23 protein-coding genes and 2 other annotated features are annotated in these 22,347 nt (G+C 38.2%); all 23 genes read left to right on the top strand.

Features of this window, described 5'->3' with window-relative positions:
- The first annotated feature begins 85 nt into the window (after positions 1–85).
- The 23 genes from FG384_RS15255 (at position 86) to rpsG (ending at position 22,315) form a co-directional block, all read left to right on the top strand.
- On the top strand, positions 86–1,174 hold the full coding sequence (locus tag FG384_RS15255; RefSeq protein WP_142643466.1) for a PIN/TRAM domain-containing protein: 1,089 nt from the start codon (positions 86–88) through the stop codon (positions 1,172–1,174).
- Positions 1,175–1,246: 72 nt separating this feature from the next.
- A complete protein-coding gene (gene ispD, locus FG384_RS15250; RefSeq protein ID WP_142643464.1) occupies positions 1,247–1,939 on the top strand; it encodes a 2-C-methyl-D-erythritol 4-phosphate cytidylyltransferase in 693 nt (230 codons plus the stop codon).
- A gap of 1 nt (position 1,940) precedes the next feature.
- Complete coding sequence (gene ispF, locus FG384_RS15245; protein WP_142643462.1) at positions 1,941–2,420, top strand: 2-C-methyl-D-erythritol 2,4-cyclodiphosphate synthase; 480 nt, start codon at positions 1,941–1,943, stop codon at positions 2,418–2,420.
- Between the two features lie 69 nt (positions 2,421–2,489).
- Complete coding sequence (gene gltX / locus FG384_RS15240) at positions 2,490–3,953, top strand: glutamate--tRNA ligase (RefSeq protein WP_142643459.1); 1,464 nt, start codon at positions 2,490–2,492, stop codon at positions 3,951–3,953.
- A 58-nt stretch (positions 3,954–4,011) separates the two neighbouring features.
- Positions 4,012–4,234, top strand: a binding site (T-box leader).
- 132 nt (positions 4,235–4,366) lie between these two features.
- Positions 4,367–5,008, top strand: a complete 642-nt coding sequence (gene cysE / locus FG384_RS15235) for a serine O-acetyltransferase (protein ID WP_142643457.1) — start codon at positions 4,367–4,369, stop codon at positions 5,006–5,008.
- 23 nt (positions 5,009–5,031) lie between these two features.
- Positions 5,032–6,432 (top strand): cysteine--tRNA ligase, encoded by a 1,401-nt coding sequence (cysS, locus tag FG384_RS15230; RefSeq protein ID WP_142643455.1) that lies wholly within the window; start codon positions 5,032–5,034, stop codon positions 6,430–6,432.
- A 4-nt stretch (positions 6,433–6,436) separates the two neighbouring features.
- Positions 6,437–6,856, top strand: a complete 420-nt coding sequence (locus FG384_RS15225) for a Mini-ribonuclease 3 (protein WP_420849970.1) — start codon at positions 6,437–6,439, stop codon at positions 6,854–6,856.
- A complete protein-coding gene (gene rlmB, locus FG384_RS15220; protein ID WP_142643454.1) occupies positions 6,857–7,609 on the top strand; it encodes a 23S rRNA (guanosine(2251)-2'-O)-methyltransferase RlmB in 753 nt (250 codons plus the stop codon). It abuts the gene before it with no gap.
- Positions 7,610–7,613: 4 nt separating this feature from the next.
- Entirely contained in the window at positions 7,614–8,123 is a 510-nt protein-coding gene (locus tag FG384_RS15215; protein WP_142643452.1) for an NYN domain-containing protein, read from the top strand.
- 70 nt (positions 8,124–8,193) lie between these two features.
- Positions 8,194–8,838: an RNA polymerase sporulation sigma factor SigH gene (gene sigH, locus FG384_RS15210; protein ID WP_142643450.1), complete on the top strand. Its 645-nt coding sequence runs from the start codon at positions 8,194–8,196 to the stop codon at positions 8,836–8,838.
- A gap of 76 nt (positions 8,839–8,914) precedes the next feature.
- Positions 8,915–9,064 (top strand): 50S ribosomal protein L33, encoded by a 150-nt coding sequence (rpmG, locus tag FG384_RS15205; protein WP_142643448.1) that lies wholly within the window; start codon positions 8,915–8,917, stop codon positions 9,062–9,064.
- Between the two features lie 43 nt (positions 9,065–9,107).
- Positions 9,108–9,293 (top strand): preprotein translocase subunit SecE, encoded by a 186-nt coding sequence (gene secE, locus FG384_RS15200; protein ID WP_142643446.1) that lies wholly within the window; start codon positions 9,108–9,110, stop codon positions 9,291–9,293.
- Between the two features lie 103 nt (positions 9,294–9,396).
- A complete protein-coding gene (gene nusG / locus FG384_RS15195; protein ID WP_142643444.1) occupies positions 9,397–9,930 on the top strand; it encodes a transcription termination/antitermination protein NusG in 534 nt (177 codons plus the stop codon).
- Between the two features lie 172 nt (positions 9,931–10,102).
- Positions 10,103–10,528, top strand: coding sequence for a 50S ribosomal protein L11 (gene rplK / locus FG384_RS15190; protein WP_142643442.1), 426 nt, complete (start codon positions 10,103–10,105; stop codon positions 10,526–10,528).
- Positions 10,529–10,657: 129 nt separating this feature from the next.
- Positions 10,658–11,350, top strand: a complete 693-nt coding sequence (gene rplA / locus FG384_RS15185; protein WP_142643440.1) for a 50S ribosomal protein L1 — start codon at positions 10,658–10,660, stop codon at positions 11,348–11,350.
- A gap of 42 nt (positions 11,351–11,392) precedes the next feature.
- Positions 11,393–11,535, top strand: a sequence feature (ribosomal protein L10 leader region).
- 32 nt (positions 11,536–11,567) lie between these two features.
- Complete coding sequence (gene rplJ / locus FG384_RS15180) at positions 11,568–12,068, top strand: 50S ribosomal protein L10 (protein ID WP_142643438.1); 501 nt, start codon at positions 11,568–11,570, stop codon at positions 12,066–12,068.
- A gap of 72 nt (positions 12,069–12,140) precedes the next feature.
- Complete coding sequence (gene rplL / locus FG384_RS15175; protein ID WP_142643436.1) at positions 12,141–12,503, top strand: 50S ribosomal protein L7/L12; 363 nt, start codon at positions 12,141–12,143, stop codon at positions 12,501–12,503.
- A gap of 76 nt (positions 12,504–12,579) precedes the next feature.
- The gene (locus FG384_RS15170) at positions 12,580–13,200 is read left to right on the top strand and encodes a class I SAM-dependent methyltransferase (protein WP_142643435.1); all 621 of its coding nucleotides are present in this window, start codon (positions 12,580–12,582) and stop codon (positions 13,198–13,200) included.
- A gap of 216 nt (positions 13,201–13,416) precedes the next feature.
- Positions 13,417–16,971 carry a DNA-directed RNA polymerase subunit beta gene (rpoB, locus tag FG384_RS15165; protein WP_142643433.1) on the top strand — a complete coding sequence of 1,185 codons (3,555 nt, stop codon included), beginning with the start codon at positions 13,417–13,419 and terminating at the stop codon, positions 16,969–16,971.
- 268 nt (positions 16,972–17,239) lie between these two features.
- Complete coding sequence (gene rpoC, locus FG384_RS15160) at positions 17,240–20,839, top strand: DNA-directed RNA polymerase subunit beta' (RefSeq protein ID WP_142643431.1); 3,600 nt, start codon at positions 17,240–17,242, stop codon at positions 20,837–20,839.
- Positions 20,840–21,028: 189 nt separating this feature from the next.
- The gene (locus tag FG384_RS15155) at positions 21,029–21,277 is read left to right on the top strand and encodes a ribosomal L7Ae/L30e/S12e/Gadd45 family protein (RefSeq protein WP_142643429.1); all 249 of its coding nucleotides are present in this window, start codon (positions 21,029–21,031) and stop codon (positions 21,275–21,277) included.
- Positions 21,278–21,375: 98 nt separating this feature from the next.
- On the top strand, positions 21,376–21,798 hold the full coding sequence (rpsL, locus tag FG384_RS15150; protein ID WP_053591309.1) for a 30S ribosomal protein S12: 423 nt from the start codon (positions 21,376–21,378) through the stop codon (positions 21,796–21,798).
- Between the two features lie 46 nt (positions 21,799–21,844).
- Positions 21,845–22,315 carry a 30S ribosomal protein S7 gene (gene rpsG, locus FG384_RS15145; RefSeq protein ID WP_053591310.1) on the top strand — a complete coding sequence of 157 codons (471 nt, stop codon included), beginning with the start codon at positions 21,845–21,847 and terminating at the stop codon, positions 22,313–22,315.
- Positions 22,316–22,347 lie beyond the last annotated feature (32 nt).

Here is a 22,347-nt window from a genome sequence, read left to right as displayed (position 1 = left end):
AACAGGGGTAGTATTTGCTCCTGTTCTACTTAATAGACGTACTACGAAAGTTGGCAGTATAATAAAATAAATGGAGGTGGGATGTTTGTTGAAATGGATTATTCAAATTGCATTCATTTTAATAGGTGGTACATTAGGGTTATTATTTTTACCGCACTTATACGAATTTATTAATTTATCCGAAAACCCTTGGATTCACAATCCGTATGTATCTGTTATTATTGGTGCAATCATACTGTATATTGCAGCTCTTTTTTTAACAGACTACTTGATTGAATTTATTCGTTGGATGGAAGAACGGCTCTTAAGGGCGCCCATAGGCGATTTGCTTTTTGGTACATTGGGGTTAGTTATCGGATTAATCGTTGCATTTTTACTTGGATCTGCTATAAATAATATTGCGATTCCAGGTATAGATTCGGTTGTTCCTGTACTCTTATCTATTGTACTTGGATATTTAGGTTTTCAAGTAGGGTTTAAAAAACGAGATGAATTACTTCAAGTTTTTACACCTTCCAAACAGCAAATAAATAAAAAGAAAAGTACAGAGGACGAAAGCCTAGGTCAGCATTTAGAGACATACAAACTTCTTGATACAAGTGTGATTATTGATGGTCGTATTGCCGATATATCACAGACGGGTTTTATGGAAGGAATACTTGTAGTTCCTCAGTTTGTTTTGACAGAGCTACAGCATATTGCAGATTCTTCCGATACATTAAAAAGAACTAGAGGACGTCGTGGTTTGGACGTATTAAAAACGTTGCAAGCGGAGCGAGCTTCTGCAGTGTTAATCGTGGAAGAAGACTTTGATGACATCCAAGAAGTAGACTTAAAGCTCGTGCGACTCGCAAAGAAAATGAATGGAATTGTCGTAACGAATGATTTTAATTTAAATAAAGTATGTGAGCTTCATCAAGTACGTGTTCTTAATATTAATGATCTCGCAAATGCAGTAAAACCGGTAGTTATTCCCGGGGAAATAATGCATGTTGTTGTGATAAAAGATGGAAAAGAGCAAAATCAAGGTGTAGCATATTTGGATGATGGAACAATGATTGTAGTCGAAGGTGGAAAAGCATATATTGGACAGGCGATAAATGTAGAAGTAACAAGTGTACTTCAAACTTCTGCAGGTCGAATGATTTTTGCGAAGCCGCAAGACTCAAAATAGTGGAGAGGGGTTGTTTCCTAGATATCAATAGGAAAACCCTCTTTTTCTATTGTTTACAGGAGGAGAAATAAAGTGAAGTATACAGTGTTGTTACCTGCTGCGGGAAGTGGAAAACGAATGGGTGCAGGTCAAAACAAATTGTTTTTAGAACTGAGGAATATTCCTATTTTAGTACATACTTTGCGCGTTTTTGAACAAGACTCGAAGTGTAAACATATTGTGTTAGCAGTGAAAAAAGAGGAACAAGCATTTATTGAACAATTACTAGAAAAGCATAATATTACAAAAGTGGCAGCTATAACTGAAGGTGGAGCAGAACGACAGCAAAGCGTATATGCCTGTCTAAAGGCTTCACCAAAAGAAGAAGTTGTACTTGTGCATGATGCAGCAAGACCTTTTATTAAACAGGAAGTGATTCATCAGCTTGTCAAAAAAGCTTCAAAATTAGGGGCAGCAGTAGCGGCAGTTCGTGCAAAGGATACGATGAAAAAAGTTGAAAATGGTATAATTCAAGAAACGGTCGATAGGGAGTGTTTGTGGATTATTCAAACTCCACAAGCTTTTCAGTTTTCATTGTTAGAAAAGGCAGAACGTCTTGCAGACGATGCTAGATTTTTAGGTACAGACGAAGCAATGCTTGTAGAACGTCTAGGTGAAGATGTACACATCGTGGAAAGTACATATGATAATGTAAAAATGACGACGCAAGAAGACCTCCTTTTTGGAGAATTTATATTAAAAAGTCGTGAGCTGGAGGAATTATAAAATGATACGAATTGGTCAAGGGTTTGATGTACATGAATTTGCGGATAATCGTCCGTTAATTATTGGAGGAGTAACAATTCCTTATGAAAGAGGGCTAATCGGGCATTCTGATGCAGATGTACTGCTTCATACAGTTACGGATGCAGCGTTAGGGGCGATTGGAGAAGGAGATATTGGGAGACATTTCCCAGATACGGATCCTGATTTTAAGGATGCAGATTCAGCAAAATTACTCGAGCATATTTGGAAGCTAGTAGACGCTCGTGGTTACAAATTAGGAAACATTGACTGTACTATAATTGCACAAAAGCCAAAAATGGCGCCACACATAGAAACAATTCGCGCACGTGTAGCAGAATTACTTCAAGCTGATACATCACAAGTAAACGTAAAAGCAACAACGACGGAAAGGCTTGGATTTACTGGTCGTGAAGAGGGAATTGCATCCATGGCAACTATATTACTGGTGAAAAAAGACTAACTTTAAAAAACACGATAGCAGTGGTAGAATAAATAAAGTTTATATGCACGAAAACTAGGAGGATCAACCATGACACAAGAAGTTCGCGTACGCTACGCACCAAGTCCTACAGGACATTTACATATTGGAGGAGCACGTACAGCATTATTTAACTATTTGTTTGCACGTCATCATAATGGGAAGTTTATTGTTCGTATCGAGGATACAGATATTGAGCGTAATATTGAAGGCGGCGAATTATCACAGCTTGAAAATTTAAAGTGGTTAGGAATCGACTATGATGAATCTGTTGATATTGGTGGTCCTTATGCACCGTATCGTCAAATGGAGCGTCTAGATGTTTATACGAAGCATGCTGAAGAAATGTTAGAAAAAGGTCATGCCTATAAATGCTTCTGTACTTCTGAGGAATTAGAAGCAGATCGTGAAGTACAAAAAGCAAATGGAGTAGCTGCTCCAATGTACAATGGTAAATGTCGTCATTTATCAGCAGAGGAAGTACAAGTAAAAGAAGATGAAGGCTTGCAATATACAATTCGTATGCGTGTTCCAGAAAATGTAACGTATTCATTTGAAGATTTAGTACGTGGAACGGTTACATTCGAGTCCAAAGATGTTGGTGATTGGGTACTTGTGAAAGCAAACGGAATCCCAACGTATAACTATGCTGTTGTACTAGATGATCATTTTATGAAAATTTCACACGTGTTCCGTGGGGAAGAGCATTTATCAAACACTCCAAAACAATTAATGGTGTTTGATGTATTTGGATGGGAATATCCAGAGTATGGTCATATGACGCTAATTATCAATGAAAGTCGCAAAAAGCTTTCAAAACGTGATGAGTCTATTATTCAGTTTGTAACGCAGTATAAAGATCTTGGGTATTTGCCTGAAGCAATGTTCAATTTCTTTGCGTTATTAGGGTGGTCACCTGAAGGGGAAGATGAAATTTTCTCAAAAGAAGAATTCATCAAAATCTTTGATGTAAATCGCTTGTCTAAATCACCATCTATGTTTGATAAACAAAAGCTAACGTGGATGAACAATCAATACATTAAGCAATTACCACTTGAAAAAGTAGTAGAGCTTGCATTGCCACATTTACAAAAAGCTGAACTACTTCCTGCTGAATTGTCAGAAGAGCAGCTTCAATGGGCAACTAGTTTAATCGCTTTATATCATGAGCAAATGAGCTTTGGTGCAGAAATTGTACAATTATCGTCATTGTTCTTTAATGATGAGCTTGAATATACTGAAGAAGCAACAGAAGTATTAGCTGGTGAGCAAGTACCGGAAGTAATGGCTGCGTTCAAAACGCAACTGGAGTCTTTAGAAACATTTGAAGCAGATGAAATAAAAGCAGCGATTAAAGCGGTACAAAAAGAAACTGGTCATAAAGGAAAAAATTTATTTATGCCAATCCGTGTAGTGACTACTGGTCAAACACATGGCCCTGAACTACCTAATGCAATAAGCTTAATTGGTAAAGAGAAAGTAATTGAGCGTGTTGCAAAATACGCCAAACAATAAGATTGACTTTCTCTTTATTAGGTGTGAAAATGAGGATACAAATTCCGAACGGAAGCTATAGAAAGCTAGGAAGAGGAGAAGTAAGTAACACACGTTCTTTAGAGAGGACCATCACCGGCTGAAAGTGGTCTGAACCAATGAGTTACTGAAATGCACCTCAGAGCGCCATGCCGAACATGTGAGTAGGCTGGACGTAACATCTGCGTTAAAGATGCGAAGTGGAAAGGGTGTTGTATTTGCCTTTTCAATCAGAGTGGAACCGCGCCTAATGCGTCTCTGTCTATTTATAGACAGAGGCGTTTTTTTTATTTCTTAGGTAATTATAAAATCTGGATTTGTAGATAACTTTCTACAAGCGCCTCTACGTTCAGGCTCCAGCGTTTTCGCATTTGTTATTTAAAGGAGGATTAATAATGTTAGAGCGTATGAAAGAAGACGTTGCAGTAGTGTTTGAGCAAGATCCGGCAGCGACAAGTATGCTTGAAGTTGTTTTAACGTATGCCGGCTTACATGCAATCTGGAGTCATCGGCTTGCTCATGCTTTCTATAAAAAGAAATTATTTTTTCTTGCTCGTGTCATTTCGCAAATAAGTAGATTTTTCACGGGAATCGAAATTCACCCAGGCGCAACAATTGGAAGACGTTTTTTTATAGATCACGGAATGGGTGTTGTCATTGGTGAGACTTGTGAAATCGGCGATGATTGTACTATTTACCAAGGAGTTACACTTGGTGGTACTGGGAAAGAAAAAGGAAAAAGACATCCTACACTAGAAAACAATGTACTTGTTGCAACTGGAGCAAAAGTATTAGGATCTATTACTATTGGAGAAAATAGTAAGGTTGGAGCAGGTTCAGTTGTGTTGAAGGATGTTCCGACAAACTCAACAGTTGTAGGAATTCCTGGTGTTATCGTTATCCAGGATGGGGTAAAGGTGAAACGTAATTTAGATCATCAAGATTTACCTGATCCATTTACTGATAGATGTAGGAAGATGGAAAGTGAAATTACGGATTTAAAAGAAGAAATAGAACGACTGACAAGTAAAAAATAAATAGGAATAGGAGACAATGAGATATGGTAATTCAAATATTTAACACATTAAAACGTGAAAAAGAACCCTTTGTACCAATGGAAGAGGGCAAGGTTAAAATGTATGTATGTGGACCAACTGTATACAACTACATTCATATAGGGAATTCTCGTCCTGTTATCATTTACGATACGGTAAGGAAGTATTTGCAATATCGCGGGTATGAAGTAACTTTTGTATCGAATTTCACAGATGTAGATGACAAAATCATTAAAGCTGCAAATGAACTTGGAGAAGATGTCTCAGAGCTAACTGAACGTTTTATTAATGCTTATTTTGCTGATGTAGAAGCACTAGGTTGCAGTAAAGCAGATGCACACCCTCGTGTAACTGATCATATGAATGAAATTATTGATTTTATTAAAGTGCTTGAAGAAAAAGGGTATGCGTATGAATCTCAGGGAGATGTATATTACCGTACGAGAAAGTTTGAAGGATACGGTAAGCTTTCGCACCAGTCAGTAGACGATTTAAAAGTAGGAGCGCGTATTGAAACGGGTGAAAAGAAAGAAGATGCTCTAGATTTTGCGCTTTGGAAAGCGGCGAAACCAGGTGAAATTTTCTGGGAAAGTCCATGGGGGCAAGGTCGCCCAGGTTGGCATATCGAATGTTCAGTTATGGCGCGTGAAATACTAGGTGATACTATTGATATTCATGCAGGTGGGCAAGATTTAACATTCCCTCATCACGAAAATGAAATTGCGCAATCAGAAGCGATGACTGGAAAAACCTTTGCACGATATTGGATGCATAATGGTTATATTAATATCGATAATGAAAAAATGTCGAAATCACTTGGTAATTTTATATTAGTAAATGATATTCGTCAGCAAATCGATCCACAAGTTTTAAGATTTTTTATGTTGAGTGTGCAGTATCGTCATCCGATTAACTATTCAATAGATTTAGTGGAACAAGCGGAAGCAGGTCTTGAACGAATTCGTACTTCATATGCAAATGTGATGCATCGTTTGAACGCAACTGCGGATTTAGGTGATCAACATGATATTTGGTTACACAAAATCGAGGAAGTGAAAGGGCAATTTACGACCGCAATGGACGATGATTTTAACACTGCTAATGGTATAGCGGCAGTTTTCGAACTTTCGAAGCTTGCGAATACGTATTTACTTGAAAAACAAACAGCTGAACAAGTGTTGAAACAGTTCTTAACAATATTCGATGAGCTGATGGGTGTATTAGGAATTTCCCTTCAACAAGAAAAAGAAATATTAGATGAAGAAATCGATGCGTTAATCGAAGAACGTAATCAAGCGAGAAAAAATCGCGACTTTGCTCGAGCAGATGAAATAAGAGATCAATTAAAAGATATGAATATTATTTTGGAAGATACTGCGCAAGGTATTCGATGGAGAAGAGGATAAACTTGTGGGAAATTTTAAAATATCAGATGTAAAACAATTAAATTCTTTAGCCCTAGCGTATATGGGAGATGCTGTATTCGAACAAGTTGTTCGAGAGCATCTCATCCGTTCTGGGCGTGTAAAGCCAAACATTTTGCATAGAGAAGCTACCAAATACGTATCTGCAAAAGCGCAGGCAATGATTGTTCGAGAGTTAATAAACACAGATTTTTTAACAGAAGAAGAATTAGCGATATTAAAAAGAGGTAGAAATGCAAAATCGGGAACGGTTCCTAAAAATACAGATGTCCAAACATATCATTATAGTACGGCATTTGAAGCGGTCGTTGGAAGTTTGTACTTGAGTGAACAAAAAGATCGCTTGGACGAATTACTTCATTTTGCAGTTCAATTTATTGATGATCAGAAAGGGGAGAAAAAATAAATGACAGAGCAAACAGGAGAAATTATTGCAGGTAAAAATCCTGTAGTAGAAGCATTACGTTCTGGAAGAGATATGAATAAAGTATGGATTGCAGAAGGTGTACAAAAAAGTGGCGTTTCTGAAATTATCCAGTTAGCAAAAGAAGCAGGAATTATCGTTCAATTTGTTCCGAAGAAGAAGCTAGATAATTTAACAGATGCGAATCATCAAGGTATTGTAGCTTCAGTTGCCGCGTATCGTTATGCGGAGCTAGATGAATTGTTTGACCTAGCTGCAAGTAAACAAGAGGATCCGCTTTTTATTATATTAGATGAAATTGAAGACCCACATAATCTTGGATCCATTATGCGATCAGCAGATGCGGTTGGGGCGCATGGTATTATTATTCCGAAAAGACGTGCAGTCGGGCTAACAGCAGTTGTTGCAAAGGCCTCAACTGGTGCTATTGAACACATTCCGGTTTATCGTGCGGGTAATTTAGCGCAAACAGTGGATGAATTAAAATCACGTGGTGTTTGGATAGCGGGCACGGATGCATCGAAGTCTACTGATTATCGAAACATGGATGCAACACTTCCTTTAGCAATCATTATAGGAAGTGAAGGAAAGGGTATGAGTCGCTTATTAAAAGATAAGTGTGATTTCCTTTACCATTTGCCAATGGTAGGTCATGTTACAAGCTTAAATGCGTCTGTTGCAACGGCTATACTATTGTACGAAGTACTGCGTGTAAGACGTCCGCTTAAAGGATAAATAGATGCAAATATTACTTGTCGATGGATATAATATCATCGGCGCATGGAATGAGTTAAAAAAGTTAAAAAAAGAAAAATTAGTAGACGCTAGAGACCGACTGATCGAGCTAATGGCAGAATATAAAGCATTTACTGGTATTCGAGTGATTGTAGTTTTTGATGCACATCTAATGCCAGGAATAGAAAACAAGAAGAAACAAAATGACGTAGAAATAATTTACACGCGAGAAAACGAAACTGCTGATGAACGAATTGAGAAGCTTACACAGGAGTTAAGTGGTCGGAGGATTCAAATTCATGTAGCAACTTCCGATTTGACGGAGCAAAGAGTTATTTTTGGACAAGGGGCATTAAGAAAATCTGCTCGAGAATTTGAAATCGAAATGGTTGCTATTTCATCGAATATTACAAAAAAAGTGAGACATATCCAAGAGAATAAGCCAACTTCGAAAATACCTTTGTCGGATGAAGTTGCAGAAATTTTCGAAAAATGGCGAAGAGGATTAAAATGATTCATTGACGCTGTAAATTTTCTTCCTGTATACTTATGGTAACTATTCCTATATTGCCGAGGTGACTTCATTGGAAAAGACAGAACAGAATCTACAACAATTGGATAGTTTACAAGACGAAGAGCTTGTAGAGATGGTTCATCAAGGAAACACTGAAGCGCTAGATTATTTAATAACCAAGTATCGTTCTTTCGTTCGTATGAAAGGCAGATCCTACTTTTTAATTGGGGCAGATAAAGAAGATATTCTCCAAGAAGGAATGATTGGATTGTATAAAGCAATACGTGATTTTAGAGAAGAGAAGCTAGCTTCTTTCCGTGCTTTTGCCGAGTTATGTATTACGCGACAAATTATCACAGCTATTAAAACAGCAACTCGTCAAAAGCATATACCACTAAATTCATATGTTTCATTAGACAAGCCTATATACGACGAAGAATCAGATCGAACTCTTATGGATATGATTGCTGGCTCAGTCATCGACGATCCAGAGGAGCTAATTATTAATCGGGAAGACTATGATTATATGGAAGGGAAGATGGCGGAAATATTAAGTGAGTTAGAGCAGCAGGTGCTTGCTTTATACTTAGATGGTCAATCTTACCAGGAAATATCAGAAGAATTAAATAGACATGTAAAATCAATTGACAATGCACTTCAACGAGTGAAACGTAAATTAGAGCGTTATATGGAGATTGGTAGTAATTATGCATGAACACTGGCATTTTGTTGACACCGTTTATGTAAAATGATAATCTTGAAAAAGACTTATACGCCAAAAAGGTGAGAAAATGACAAAGAAAATTGTCTTAAGTTGTGTGCAATGTGGCCACCGAAATTATACGGTTCCTACATCGAAAGAGAGCGCATCTATACGTATAGAACGAAAAAAATATTGTACGCATTGTAACGCACATACGCTTCATAAGCAAACGATATGAGCGTGAAAATGAGATAGATTTTCCGTGTGGAGGTTTAGCTAGAATGGCTAATGTTGGAGGATTTTTTAAAAATGTAATGTCTGAAATGAGAAAAGTAAGCTGGCCTAGAAAAAAAGAGCTTACAAGATATACAGTAATCGTTCTTGCGACTGTTGCAATTATGGCTGTATTTTTTGCTTTAGTAGATTTAGGGATTTCAGAATTTTTCCGTTGGTATTTAGATTTATAAAATGCAACATGTAAATATTTTTTAAAAATAGCCCGTCTTAGTAAACGAACGGGTTTTTTCATTTGTCTGAGAATAGGAGGGAAGGACGATTAGTCCTGTATTTATGGAGAAAAATTGGTATGTCGTTCATACTTACTCTGGGTATGAAAATAAAGTAAAAGCAAACTTAGAAAAACGTGTAGAAACAATGGGGATGTCAGATAAAATTTTCCGAGTATTCATTCCCGAGCAAGAAGAAACAGATTTTAAAGATGGGAAAAAACGTGTAGTTTCACGAAAAACTTTCCCGGGATATGTATTTGTAGAACTAGTTATGACAGACGATGCATGGTATGTTGTTCGAAACACACCAGGGGTAACTGGATTTCTAGGTTCTTCAGGTGGAGGAACAAAACCAACGCCTTTAGCCCCAGAAGAAGTGCAATCTATGTTAAAACAAATGGGTACAGATGATCGTAAAGTAGAGGTAGATTTCACAATTGGAGAATTACTGGAAGTACTTGAAGGTCCATTTGCCCACTTCCAAGGGAAAGTGGAAACAATAGATGCAGATAAAGGAAAAGTAACTGTATCAGTAGATATGTTTGGTCGAGAAACAAACATGGAGTTAGACTTCGATCAAGTGCGTAAAATATAATTTTAGTTAGTCACTTGCTAAAGAGTAAGAAAAGTGGTATCATTTCAAAGGTCAGACTAAAAATAAGTCTGCATTAATTTTTATAATGTTATCAGCGATATGCTGAGAGACAGATATTTGAGTGGGAGGGGCAACCCAATTACCACATCACGGACTTAAGGAGGTGTGTCTCGTGGCTAAAAAAGTGATTAAAGTTGTAAAATTACAAATTCCTGCTGGTAAAGCAAATCCAGCACCACCGGTTGGTCCTGCATTAGGTCAAGCAGGTGTTAATATCATGGGATTCTGTAAGGAGTTCAACGCTCGTACTGCGGATCAAGCAGGTCTAATCATTCCGGTTGAAATTTCTGTATTTGAAGATCGTTCTTTTACATTCATTACAAAAACTCCGCCGGCAGCAGTTCTACTTAAAGTAGCAGCTGGTATTCAATCTGGATCAGGTCAACCAAACCGCGTTAAAGTGGCTGTGGTGAAACGTGATAAAGTTCGCGAAATCGCAGAACAAAAAATGCCAGATTTAAATGCAGCATCTGTTGAAGCAGCTATGTTGATGGTTGAAGGTACTGCACGTAGCATGGGTATTACGATCGAAGACTAATATTCCCTGCGCAGTTTTATAAGACGCATTCGTTTTTTGGAAGGTTGTGGTTGTTCGCTAAGGATAACTGCAACCTTTACACGTGGGAGGTTTATTCCGCTAAAACCACTATCAAGGAGGATATTTTAAATGGCTAACAAAGGTAAAAAATTACAAGAAGCTTCAAAGTTAGTTGATCGTAATGCAGTATACTCAGCTAAAGAAGCAATTGAACTTGCTAAAAAAACAAGCACAGTTAATTTTGATGCAACTGTAGAGGTTGCTTTCCGTTTAGGAATCGATACTCGTAAAAATGACCAACAAATCCGTGGAGCAGTTGTGCTTCCAAACGGAACTGGTAAAACACAACGCGTATTAGTATTTGCTAAAGGCGAAAAATTAAAAGAAGCAGAAGCTGCTGGTGCAGACTATGCAGGTGATGTAGAATACATCAACAAAATCCAACAAGGATGGTTCGATTTCGATGTAATCGTAGCGACTCCAGACATGATGGGTGAAGTTGGTAAAATCGGTCGTGTACTTGGACCAAAAGGCTTAATGCCAAACCCAAAAACAGGTACAGTTACATTTGACGTAACAAAAGCTATCGAAGAAATCAAAGCTGGTAAAGTAGAATACCGTGCTGACAAAGCTGGTATCATTCACGCTCCAATCGGTAAAGTTTCTTTCGAAGACGACAAATTAGTGGAAAACTTCTTAGCGGTATTTGAAGTAGTACAAAAAGCTAAACCAGCTGCTGCTAAAGGTATTTATATGAAGTCTGTAAATGTTACAACTACTATGGGTCCAGCTGTAAAAATTGATACTCAATCAGTAAAATAATAATTGACAATTACAAGTCTATCTGATAAGATGACTTTTGTTGTGAAATATACATTTGTACCGAAGACAGTAGGAGTGACTTGTCACTTAATATCCTACCGAGGACAAGCAAATTCAGATTCTTTTAGATGATGACTTTCTGCCTCTGTGTCTATCCGTAGATCAGAGGCTTTTCTTTTGTCGGTATAAATGGCCAATTCTTATAGGAGGTGCCAAGATGAGCAATGCAATTGAAACGAAAAAAGTGCAAGTTCAAGAAATTGCAGAAAAGTTTAAAGCTGCTGCTTCTGTAGTAGTAGTTGACTACCGTGGTTTAAACGTTTCGCAAGTAACTGAATTACGTAAACAACTTCGTGAAGCTGGTGTGGAATTTAAAGTTTACAAAAATTCACTTACACGCCGTGCTACTGAAATCGCTGGAGTTGACGGGGTTAACGAATACCTTGTTGGTCCAAACGCAGTTGCATTTTCTAACGAAGATGTAGTTGCACCTGCAAAAATCATCAATGATTTTGCTAAAAAGAACGAAAAGCTTGAAATTAAAGCTGGAATCATCGAAGGAGCTGTAGCATCTGCTGAAGATGTGAAAGCATTAGCGGAACTTCCATCACGCGAAGGACTTCTTTCTATGCTTCTTTCAGTACTTCAAGCTCCAATGCGCAACTTTGCGCTTGCAACAAAAGCTGTTGCAGAACAAAAAGAAGAACAAGGCGCATAATTTATTACGCGGCTTAACAAGTAAAACACGGCAAATAGCCTAAAAATTATCCAATTATAGGAGGAAAATAAAATGAACAATGAGCAAATCTTAGAAGCTATCAAATCAATGACAGTTCTTGAGTTAAACGACTTAGTAAAAGCAATCGAAGAAGAATTCGGTGTAACAGCTGCTGCTCCAGTAGCAGTAGTTGCAGGTGGCGGTGCTGCTGCAGCTGAAGAAAAAACTGAATTTGACGTAATCCTTGCTTCTGCAGGAGACCAAAAAATCAAAGTAATCAAAGTTGTTCGTGAAATCACTGGTCTTGGCTTGAAAGAAGCTAAAGAATTAGTAGATAACGCTCCAAAACCACTTAAAGAAGGCGTATCTAAAGAAGATGCTGAAGCTATCAAAGCTCAACTTGAAGAAGTAGGCGCTAACGTAGAAGTTAAGTAATTTTTGTGCATTTCGATGAAAAAGCTCGTCAGTTAACGACGGGCTTTTCTTCGTATGTATTATGGAGGGTTATTCAGTGTCTGATCACTATTACTCTAGAAAACCTCAAACGGAAAGTAAACCGCGGCATTGGAATTTCACATTGCTTGGTCATAATTTTCGGTTTGAAACAGATGCTGGTGTATTTAGTAAGAGCGAAGTAGATTTTGGCTCCCGTGTATTAATCAATGCTTTTGAAATGCCTAAACTAGAAGGAGACATTTTAGATGTAGGTTGTGGATATGGTCCAATCGGCCTTTCCATTGCAAAAGCAAATGAAGAGAGAACAGTTCATTTAGTAGATGTTAACACACGTGCAATCCAACTTGCAGAAAAAAATGCTGCTGCTAACGGGATACAAAATGTACGAATCTATGAAAGTGATGGGTTGTCAGCAGTTAAAACTGTAAACTTTGCGGCTATATTAACTAATCCACCGATTCGCGCTGGGAAAGAGACTATTTTTCGTTTTTACAAGGAATCCTATGAAAAGTTGGTTTCAGGGGGAGAATTGTGGGTTGTGATTCAAAAGAAACAAGGGGCACCATCTACTTTTAGTCATTTGGAAGAGATTTTTGGTCAAGTAGAGGTAGTAGACAAAGAAAAAGGCTACTGGATTTTAAAAGCTACAAAGATTGACTTGACAAAATCGCTATGATATTATAATAAAATGCAAAAATATTATTTTGAGGACGTATGCCCTTTTGCCTTTTGAATAAAATTTGTAAATAAGGGTATACTGGCCGAGAAAAAGTTTGGTTAATCGAAAATGAGCTCTTACATTAGAACTCGTTTTCTTTTTGTCTTTCGATATCATACACTAAATTGTTCATATCGAAAAGACCTATTATCGCTTTATTGAGGGGTGAATGAGTTGACAGGTCAACTAGTTCAGTACGGACAACACCGCCAGCGCAGAAGTTTTGCGCGTATTAGTGAGGTGCTTGAACTTCCGAATCTAATCGAAATTCAAACAGCATCTTACGAATGGTTCCTTGAAGAAGGTTTACGCGAAATGTTCAAAGACATTTCACCTATCGAGGATTTTACAGGCAATCTATCACTTGAATTTGTCGACTATAGTTTAAATGAACCGAAATATTCCGTCGACGAATCAAAAGAACGTGACGCAACTTACGCTGCACCTTTGCGCGTAAAAGTACGTCTCCACAACAAAGAAACGGATGAAGTGAAAGAACAAGACGTCTTCATGGGGGATTTCCCATTAATGACGGAAACAGGTACTTTCGTAATCAATGGTGCTGAGCGCGTTATCGTATCTCAGTTAGTCCGTTCACCAAGTGTTTACTTCCACGACAAAACAGACAAAAACGGTAAAAAAGGCTTTGGAGCTACAGTTATTCCAAACCGCGGTGCATGGTTAGAATATGAAATCGATGCAAAAGACGTAGTATACGTTCGTATCGATCGCACTCGTAAATTACCAGTTACTGTTTTACTTCGAGCTTTAGGCTTTGGATCAGATCAAGAAATCATCGATTTAATTGGTGATAATGAATATTTACGTAACACGCTTGAAAAAGATAACACAGAAACGTCTGAGAAAGCGTTACTTGAAATCTATGAGCGTCTACGCCCAGGTGAACCACCAACAGTTGAAAGTGCGAAAAGCTTGTTATATTCTCGCTTCTTTGACCCAAAACGCTATGACTTAGCGAATGTTGGTCGTTACAAAATGAATAAAAAATTGCATATAAAAAATCGCTTGTTTAATCAAACAGTAGCTGAAACGCTAGTGGATCCAGAGACGGGTGAGATATTAGTAGAGGCTGGTACGCTTATTGATAGACGAGTACTAGATCGACTGATTCCTCATTTAGAAAATGGAATTGGCTTCAAAACATTATCACAAGTTGGTGGCGTTTTAGAAGACGATATTACAATTCAATCGATTAAAATTTATGCACCTAATGACGAAGACCAAAAAGAAATTAATGTAATTAGCAACGCGTATGTAGAAAACGAAGTTAAAAACATTACGCCTGCGGATATTGTATCTTCTATTGGCTACTTCTTTAACTTGTTATTTAACGTTGGGAACACAGATGACATCGATCATCTAGGTAACCGTCGTTTACGTTCAGTTGGGGAATTACTTCAAAACCAATTCCGTATTGGTCTTTCTCGTATGGAACGTGTAGTTCGTGAACGTATGTCTATTAACGATACACAATCAATTGTTCCTCAACAATTAATTAATATCCGTCCAGTTATTGCATCTATTAAAGAATTCTTTGGTAGTTCGCAATTATCTCAGTTCATGGACCAAACAAATCCACTTGCTGAACTAACGCATAAGCGTCGTCTTTCAGCGCTTGGGCCAGGTGGTTTAACGCGTGAACGTGCTGGATTTGAAGTACGTGACGTTCACTATTCTCACTATGGTCGTATGTGTCCGATTGAAACACCAGAGGGACCAAACATTGGGCTTATTAACTCACTTTCAAGCTTTGCAAAAGTGAATAAATTTGGTTTTATCGAAACACCTTACCGACGTGTTGATCCTGAAACGGGTCGTGTAACTTCACGCATCGACTATTTAACGGCTGATGAAGAGGATAACTATGTAGTTGCTCAAGCCAATTCTCCGTTATCTGATGACGGTGCATTCTTACGAGAAGAAGTAGTAGGACGTTTCCGTGGAGATAACACAGTATTTAGAAGTGAACAAATCGATTACATGGACGTTTCGCCGAAACAGGTAGTTTCTGCAGCGACAGCATGTATTCCTTTCTTAGAAAACGATGACTCGAACCGTGCGTTAATGGGAGCGAACATGCAACGACAAGCTGTTCCTTTATTAAACCCAGAAGCTCCATTTGTTGGAACTGGAATGGAACACGTCAACGCTCGTGACTCAGGTGCTGCAGTAATTGCAAAATACGCTGGTATTGTTGAGCATGTAGAAGCAAAAGAAATTCGTGTTCGTCGTATCGAAGAAGTAGACGGTAAAGAAGTTAAAGGTGATTTAACTTCTTATAAAGTACACAAATTCGAACGTTCTAATCACGGAACATCTATAAACCAACGACCAATTGTAAAAGTTGGCGATCATGTAAAACCTTTGGATATTCTTGCAGATGGTCCTTCTATGGAACAAGGAGAGTTAGCTTTAGGGCGTAACGTTTTAGTTGCCTTCATGACATGGGACGGATTCAACTATGAGGATGCTGTAATTATGAGTGAACGTCTTGTGAAAGATGATGTATATACTTCAGTGCATATTGAAGAATACGAATCAGAATCACGTGACACAAAACTCGGGCCAGAAGAAATTACGAGAGACATTCCGAACGTTGGAGAAGATGCATTACGCAACTTAGACGACCGTGGAATTATCCGTATTGGTGCTGAAGTTCGCGATGGTGACATTTTAGTTGGTAAAGTAACTCCAAAAGGAGTTACGGAATTAACTGCAGAGGAACGTTTACTTCACGCTATTTTCGGTGAAAAAGCACGTGAAGTTCGTGACACATCACTACGTGTACCTCATGGAGCTGGTGGAATTGTTTTAGATGTAAAAGTATTTAATCGTGAAGATGGCGATGAGTTATCTCCAGGTGTTAACCAATTAGTTCGTGCATATATCGTTCAAAAACGTAAAATCTCTGTTGGGGATAAAATGGCCGGACGTCATGGTAACAAAGGGGTTATCTCACGTATTCTTCCTGAAGAAGACATGCCATTCCTTCCAGACGGAACACCAGTTGATATCATGTTAAATCCACTAGGTGTACCTTCTCGTATGAACATAGGGCAAGTTTTAGAGCTACACTTAGGTATGGCTTCAAGACTACTAGGTGTTCATATGGCTTCACCAGTATTTGATGGTGCCAACGAAGAAGATGTGTGGAGTACAATGGAAGAAGCTGGACTAAACCGTGACGGTAAAACGATTCTATATGACGGACGTTCAGGTGAACCATTTGATAACAGAGTTTCTGTTGGGATCATGTACATGATTAAACTTGCCCACATGGTTGATGATAAGCTACATGCTCGATCTACTGGACCTTACTCACTTGTTACTCAGCAACCTCTTGGAGGGAAAGCGCAATTTGGTGGACAACGCTTCGGAGAGATGGAAGTATGGGCACTAGAAGCATACGGTGCAGCTTATACATTACAAGAAATATTAACTGTTAAATCAGATGACGTTGTTGGACGTGTTAAAACGTATGAGGCAATCGTTAAAGGTGAGAGTGTACCAGAACCAGGCGTTCCAGAATCATTCAAAGTATTGATCAAGGAATTACAAAGCTTAGGTATGGACGTTAAAATGTTAACGATTGACGAAGAAGAAATTGAACTTCGTGATTTAGATGAAGACGACGATATTCCTGCAGCTGACGCACTTGGAATTTTGCCTTTAGCAAATGAAGAAGAGCCAGTCGGGTCTGTGGAATAAAAAAAGCGAAGGACGCCTGTTTGGCTTCGATAATAAATGATGTTCTACTAGGAGGCAGTTTCTTAGCTATTGGAGTAAACATCATTTGACCTCGAGCTTACGGTGCCGAAGCTTGGGCAGTAACTATTTAAAAAAGTTTATACTTTTTTATCTTACTTAATAGAAATCGGACAGGTGAACCCTGTCCGAGTTTCCATATAAAATTGCATAATGCAGAGCTACTTGGAAAGTCTTTCAAAAGACACAAGACTAAAGGGAGGTAGGCTCCTTGATAGATGTTAATAATTTTGAGTATATGAAAATTGGTTTAGCTTCACCTGATAAAATCCGTTCATGGTCTTACGGGGAAGTAAAAAAACCTGAAACGATTAATTACCGAACGTTGAAACCAGAAAAAGATGGTTTGTTCTGTGAACGTATTTTTGGTCCTACAAAGGATTGGGAATGTCACTGTGGTAAATATAAACGAGTTCGTTATAAAGGTGTCGTATGTGATCGATGTGGAGTGGAAGTAACGCGTGCAAAAGTCCGTCGTGAACGCATGGGACACATCGAATTAGCTGCACCAGTTTCACATATTTGGTATTTCAAAGGTATTCCAAGTCGTATGGGTCTAATTTTGGATATGTCTCCAAGATCACTTGAAGAAGTAATTTATTTTGCTTCTTATGTAGTAATTGAACCTGCGGACACGCCACTTGAAAAGAAACAATTACTTTCTGAAAAAGAGTATCGCGCATACCGAGATAAGTTTGGTACTAAATTCCAAGCAGCTATGGGTGCGGAAGCGATTAAACGTCTACTTCAAGAAATTGATTTAGAAAAAGAAACAGAAAGTTTAAAAGAAGAGTTAAAAACTGCACAAGGTCAACGTCGTACACGTGCGATTAAACGTCTAGAGGTAGTAGAATCTTTCCGTAACTCAGGAAACAGACCAGAGTGGATGATTTTAGACGTTCTTCCGGTAATTCCACCAGAATTACGTCCGATGGTTCAATTAGATGGTGGACGATTTGCTACTTCTGATTTAAATGATTTATACCGTCGTGTTATTAACCGTAACAACCGTTTAAAACGTTTACTTGACTTAGGTGCTCCAAGTATCATTGTTCAGAACGAAAAACGTATGTTACAAGAAGCAGTAGATGCTTTAATTGATAATGGTCGTCGTGGCCGTCCTGTAACAGGACCAGGTAACCGTCCTTTGAAATCACTTTCACATATGCTGAAAGGGAAACAAGGTCGTTTCCGTCAAAACTTACTTGGTAAACGTGTAGACTATTCTGGTCGATCGGTTATCGTAGTAGGACCAAACTTAAAAATGTATCAATGTGGTCTTCCAAAAGAAATGGCAATTGAATTATTCAAACCATTTGTTATGAAAGAACTTGTTGAACGTGGTTTAGCACACAATATTAAAAGTGCAAAACGTAAAATTGAACGTATGCATGCAGAAGTTTGGGATGTATTAGAAGATGTTATTAAGGAGCATCCGGTTTTACTAAACCGCGCACCTACTCTTCACCGTCTAGGAATTCAAGCATTTGAGCCGACATTAGTTGAAGGTCGTGCAATTCGTCTTCACCCATTAGTATGTACAGCTTATAACGCTGACTTCGATGGTGACCAAATGGCTGTTCACGTACCACTATCAGCGGAAGCACAAGCAGAAGCTCGTTTACTAATGCTTGCAGCTCAAAACATTTTGAACCCGAAAGATGGAAAACCAGTTGTTACTCCATCTCAAGATATGGTTTTAGGAAACTATTACTTAACTCTTGAGCGTAAAGGTGCAACAGGGGAAGGTACAACTTTCTATGGTCCAGAAGAGGTATTGATTGCATATAACACTGGTCATGTACATTTGCATACTCGTATTGCAATTGCTGCATCATCATTAAAAAACCAAACATTTACGGACGAACAAAACAAAATGTTATTACTAACAACTGTAGGTAAAGTCATTTTCAATGAAATACTTCCAGAAACGTTCCCGTATATTAATGAGCCAACGGATTTCAATCTACAAATTGAAACTCCTGAAAAATACTTTGTTTCTACATCTACTGATGTGAAGAAACATATCGATTCTATGGATCTTGTTCAGCCATTCAAGAAGAAAATTCTTGGAAATATCATTGCGGAAGTATTTAAACGTTTCCATATTACAGAAACGTCTAAGATGCTTGACCGTATGAAATCTCTAGGATTTAAATACTCAACTAAAGCAGGTATTACAATCGGTATTTCTGATATCGTGGTACTTCCTGATAAAGGTGAAATTCTTGAAGAAGCACAAGGAAAAGTAGATAAAGTGATGAAACAATTCCGTCGTGGTCTAATCACGGAAGACGAGCGTTATGCTAGTGTAATCGGACATTGGAGTAAAGCGAAAGAAGTAATTCAAGATAAACTGATGAAATCTCTAGATAACATGAACCCAATCTTCATGATGAGTGACTCTGGTGCCCGTGGTAACGCATCCAACTTTACTCAGCTTGCAGGTATGCGTGGACTGATGGCCAACCCGGCTGGTCGAATTATCGAACTTCCGATCAAGTCTTCGTTCCGTGAAGGGTTAACAGTACTTGAATACTTCATCTCAACACACGGTGCTCGTAAAGGTCTTGCTGATACTGCACTTAAAACGGCCGATTCCGGTTACTTAACTCGTCGTCTTGTTGACGTGGCACAAGATGTTATCGTACGTGAAGATGATTGTGGAACAGACCGTGGTTTGCTAATTGGTTCACTTATGGAAGGTACGGAAGTAATTGAAGAGTTTGGTGAGCGTATTGTTGGTCGCCATACAAAGAAAACAATTTTCCATCCTACTACAAATGAAGTTATCTTAGAAAAAGACGGACTTATTACACAAGACGTTGCTCGTGTTATTGAAGAAGCAGGTATCGGAGAGATAACGATTCGTTCCGCATTCACATGTAACACAAAACACGGTGTATGTAAAAAATGTTACGGTCTTAACTTAGCAACTGGTGATACTGTAGAGGTTGGAGAAGCAGTTGGTATTATTGCTGCTCAATCAATCGGAGAACCAGGTACACAGTTAACGATGCGTACATTCCATACAGGTGGGGTTGCTGGAGACGATATTACTCAAGGTCTTCCACGTATCCAAGAAATTTTCGAAGCTCGTAATCCAAAAGGGCAAGCAGTTATTTCAGAAATTACAGGGATTGTCACTGAAATTGATGAAATTAGAGAAGGTCAAAAAGAAATTACAATTCAAGGTAGCGTAGAAACCCGTAAGTACTTAGCACCTTATAATGCTCGTCTAAAAGTTCAAGTAAACGATGTTATTAATCGTGGTCAAGTATTAACAGAAGGTTCTGTGGATCCTAAAGAATTGTTAAAAGTAAAAGATGTTTCGACGGTTCAAGTGTACTTATTAAAAGAAGTACAGAAAGTTTACCGTATGCAAGGGGTAGAAATTGGTGATAAGCACATCGAAGTAATGGTTCGCCAAATGCTTCGTAAAATTCGTGTTATTGAAGCTGGTGAAACGGAATTACTTCCAGGATCACTGCTTGATATTCATCAATTTGCTGAAGCGAATAAAGATGCAGTTCTTCAAGGTAAGATACCTGCAACTTGTCGCCCAGTAATTCTTGGTATTACAAAAGCTTCACTTGAAACGGAATCATTCCTATCTGCAGCATCATTCCAAGAAACGACTCGTGTCTTAACAGATGCAGCGATTAAAGGAAAACGTGATGAATTACTAGGATTGAAAGAAAACGTAATTATCGGTAAACTAGTTCCGGCTGGTACAGGTATGCAACGTTATCGTCAAATTCAAATTATCGGTAATAAAGATACGGAAAAAGAAGCAGTAAGCGCTGAATAATATTTGAATATTAGGGAGAAAATTTAACTTGATTCAGTGGGGTTTAAGATCCCACTGAACTAAGTCAAATAAGAATCTGGTACTGTTCTCCCTAATATTTTTTATAATTAGTGTTGACACCTTTTTCTAGGAATGATAATATATTTAAGGTTGATAGTTATCTGACTTGTAGCTTTGGAGGATATGAAAATGTCTTATGAAAAAGTGAAGCAAGCAAAAAATACAATCATCGGTACAAAGCAAGCAGTAAAAGCAATGAAAAAAGGGCTTGTCAAAGAAGTTTATATTGCGCTTGATGTAGAAAAGAAAATCATTGAACTTGCAAGTCAAACAGCACTTGAAAACAATGTTTTTGTTCACTATGTTGAGTCTAAAGTAGATCTTGGTAAAGCTTGTGGATTGCGTTTAGGCGCGTCGGTAGTAGCTATTACTGTGTAACAGTTTTTGTGTGAAACACAAAGACTTTGTTTTTACCCCAAAAATGAACCACCTGGATGTGTGGTATTAACAAGAACAAATGAAGGGAGGAATAATCGATGCCTACAATTAACCAATTGGTACGTAAGCCTCGTAAATCCAATATCACGAAATCAAAGTCTCCAGCATTAGGAAAAGGCTATAACAGCTTTAAAAAATCAGCTACAAATCTTAACTCGCCACAAAAGCGTGGGGTTTGTACTCGTGTTGGTACTATGACGCCGAAAAAACCAAACTCAGCACTTCGTAAATATGCGCGTGTACGTTTAACAAATACGTTAGAGGTTACTGCTTATATTCCAGGAGAAGGACACAACCTACAAGAACATAGTGTTGTACTTATCCGCGGAGGACGTGTAAAAGACTTACCAGGGGTACGTTATCATATCGTACGTGGTGCTCTTGATACAGCTGGTGTTAATGGTCGTATGCAAAGCCGTTCTTTATACGGTGCAAAACGCCCGAAAGAAAAGAAAAACTAATTTTTAGTAATCAATAATTTGACATTCGTCGAAAGGAGGAAAACACATGCCTCGTAAAGGTCCTGTTTCCAAACGTGACGTGTTACCAGATCCAATTTATAATTCAAAACTAGTAACTCGTTTAATTAACAAAATGATGATTGATGGTAAAAGAGGTACTTCTCAAAAAATTCTATACGGAGCGTTTGATCTTGTAAAAGAACGTTCTGGTAAAGACGCTTTAGAAGTATTCGAAGCTGCACTAAACAATGTAATGCCAGTTCTTGAAGTACGTGCTCGTCGTGTTGGTGGTGCAAACTACCAAGTACCAGTTGAAGTACGTCCTGACCGTCGTTCAACACTAGGTCTTCGCTACTTAGTAAACTATTCACGTCTTCGTGGAGAAAAAACGATGGAAGAGCGTTTAGCTAACGAAATTCTTGACGCATCAAACAACACAGGTGCATCAGTTAAGAAACGTGAAGATATGCACAAAATGGCGGAAGCTAACAAAGCATTCGCACACTATCGTTGGTAAGATTCATTTAAAAATCATACTCTAATCCGAAT

The organism is Psychrobacillus vulpis, assembly GCF_006861825.1.
GTDB lineage: Bacteria > Bacillota > Bacilli > Bacillales_A > Planococcaceae > Psychrobacillus > Psychrobacillus vulpis.
The sequence above is the reverse complement of the archived record's forward strand: the minus strand, read 5'-3'. Positions and strand labels throughout refer to the sequence as shown.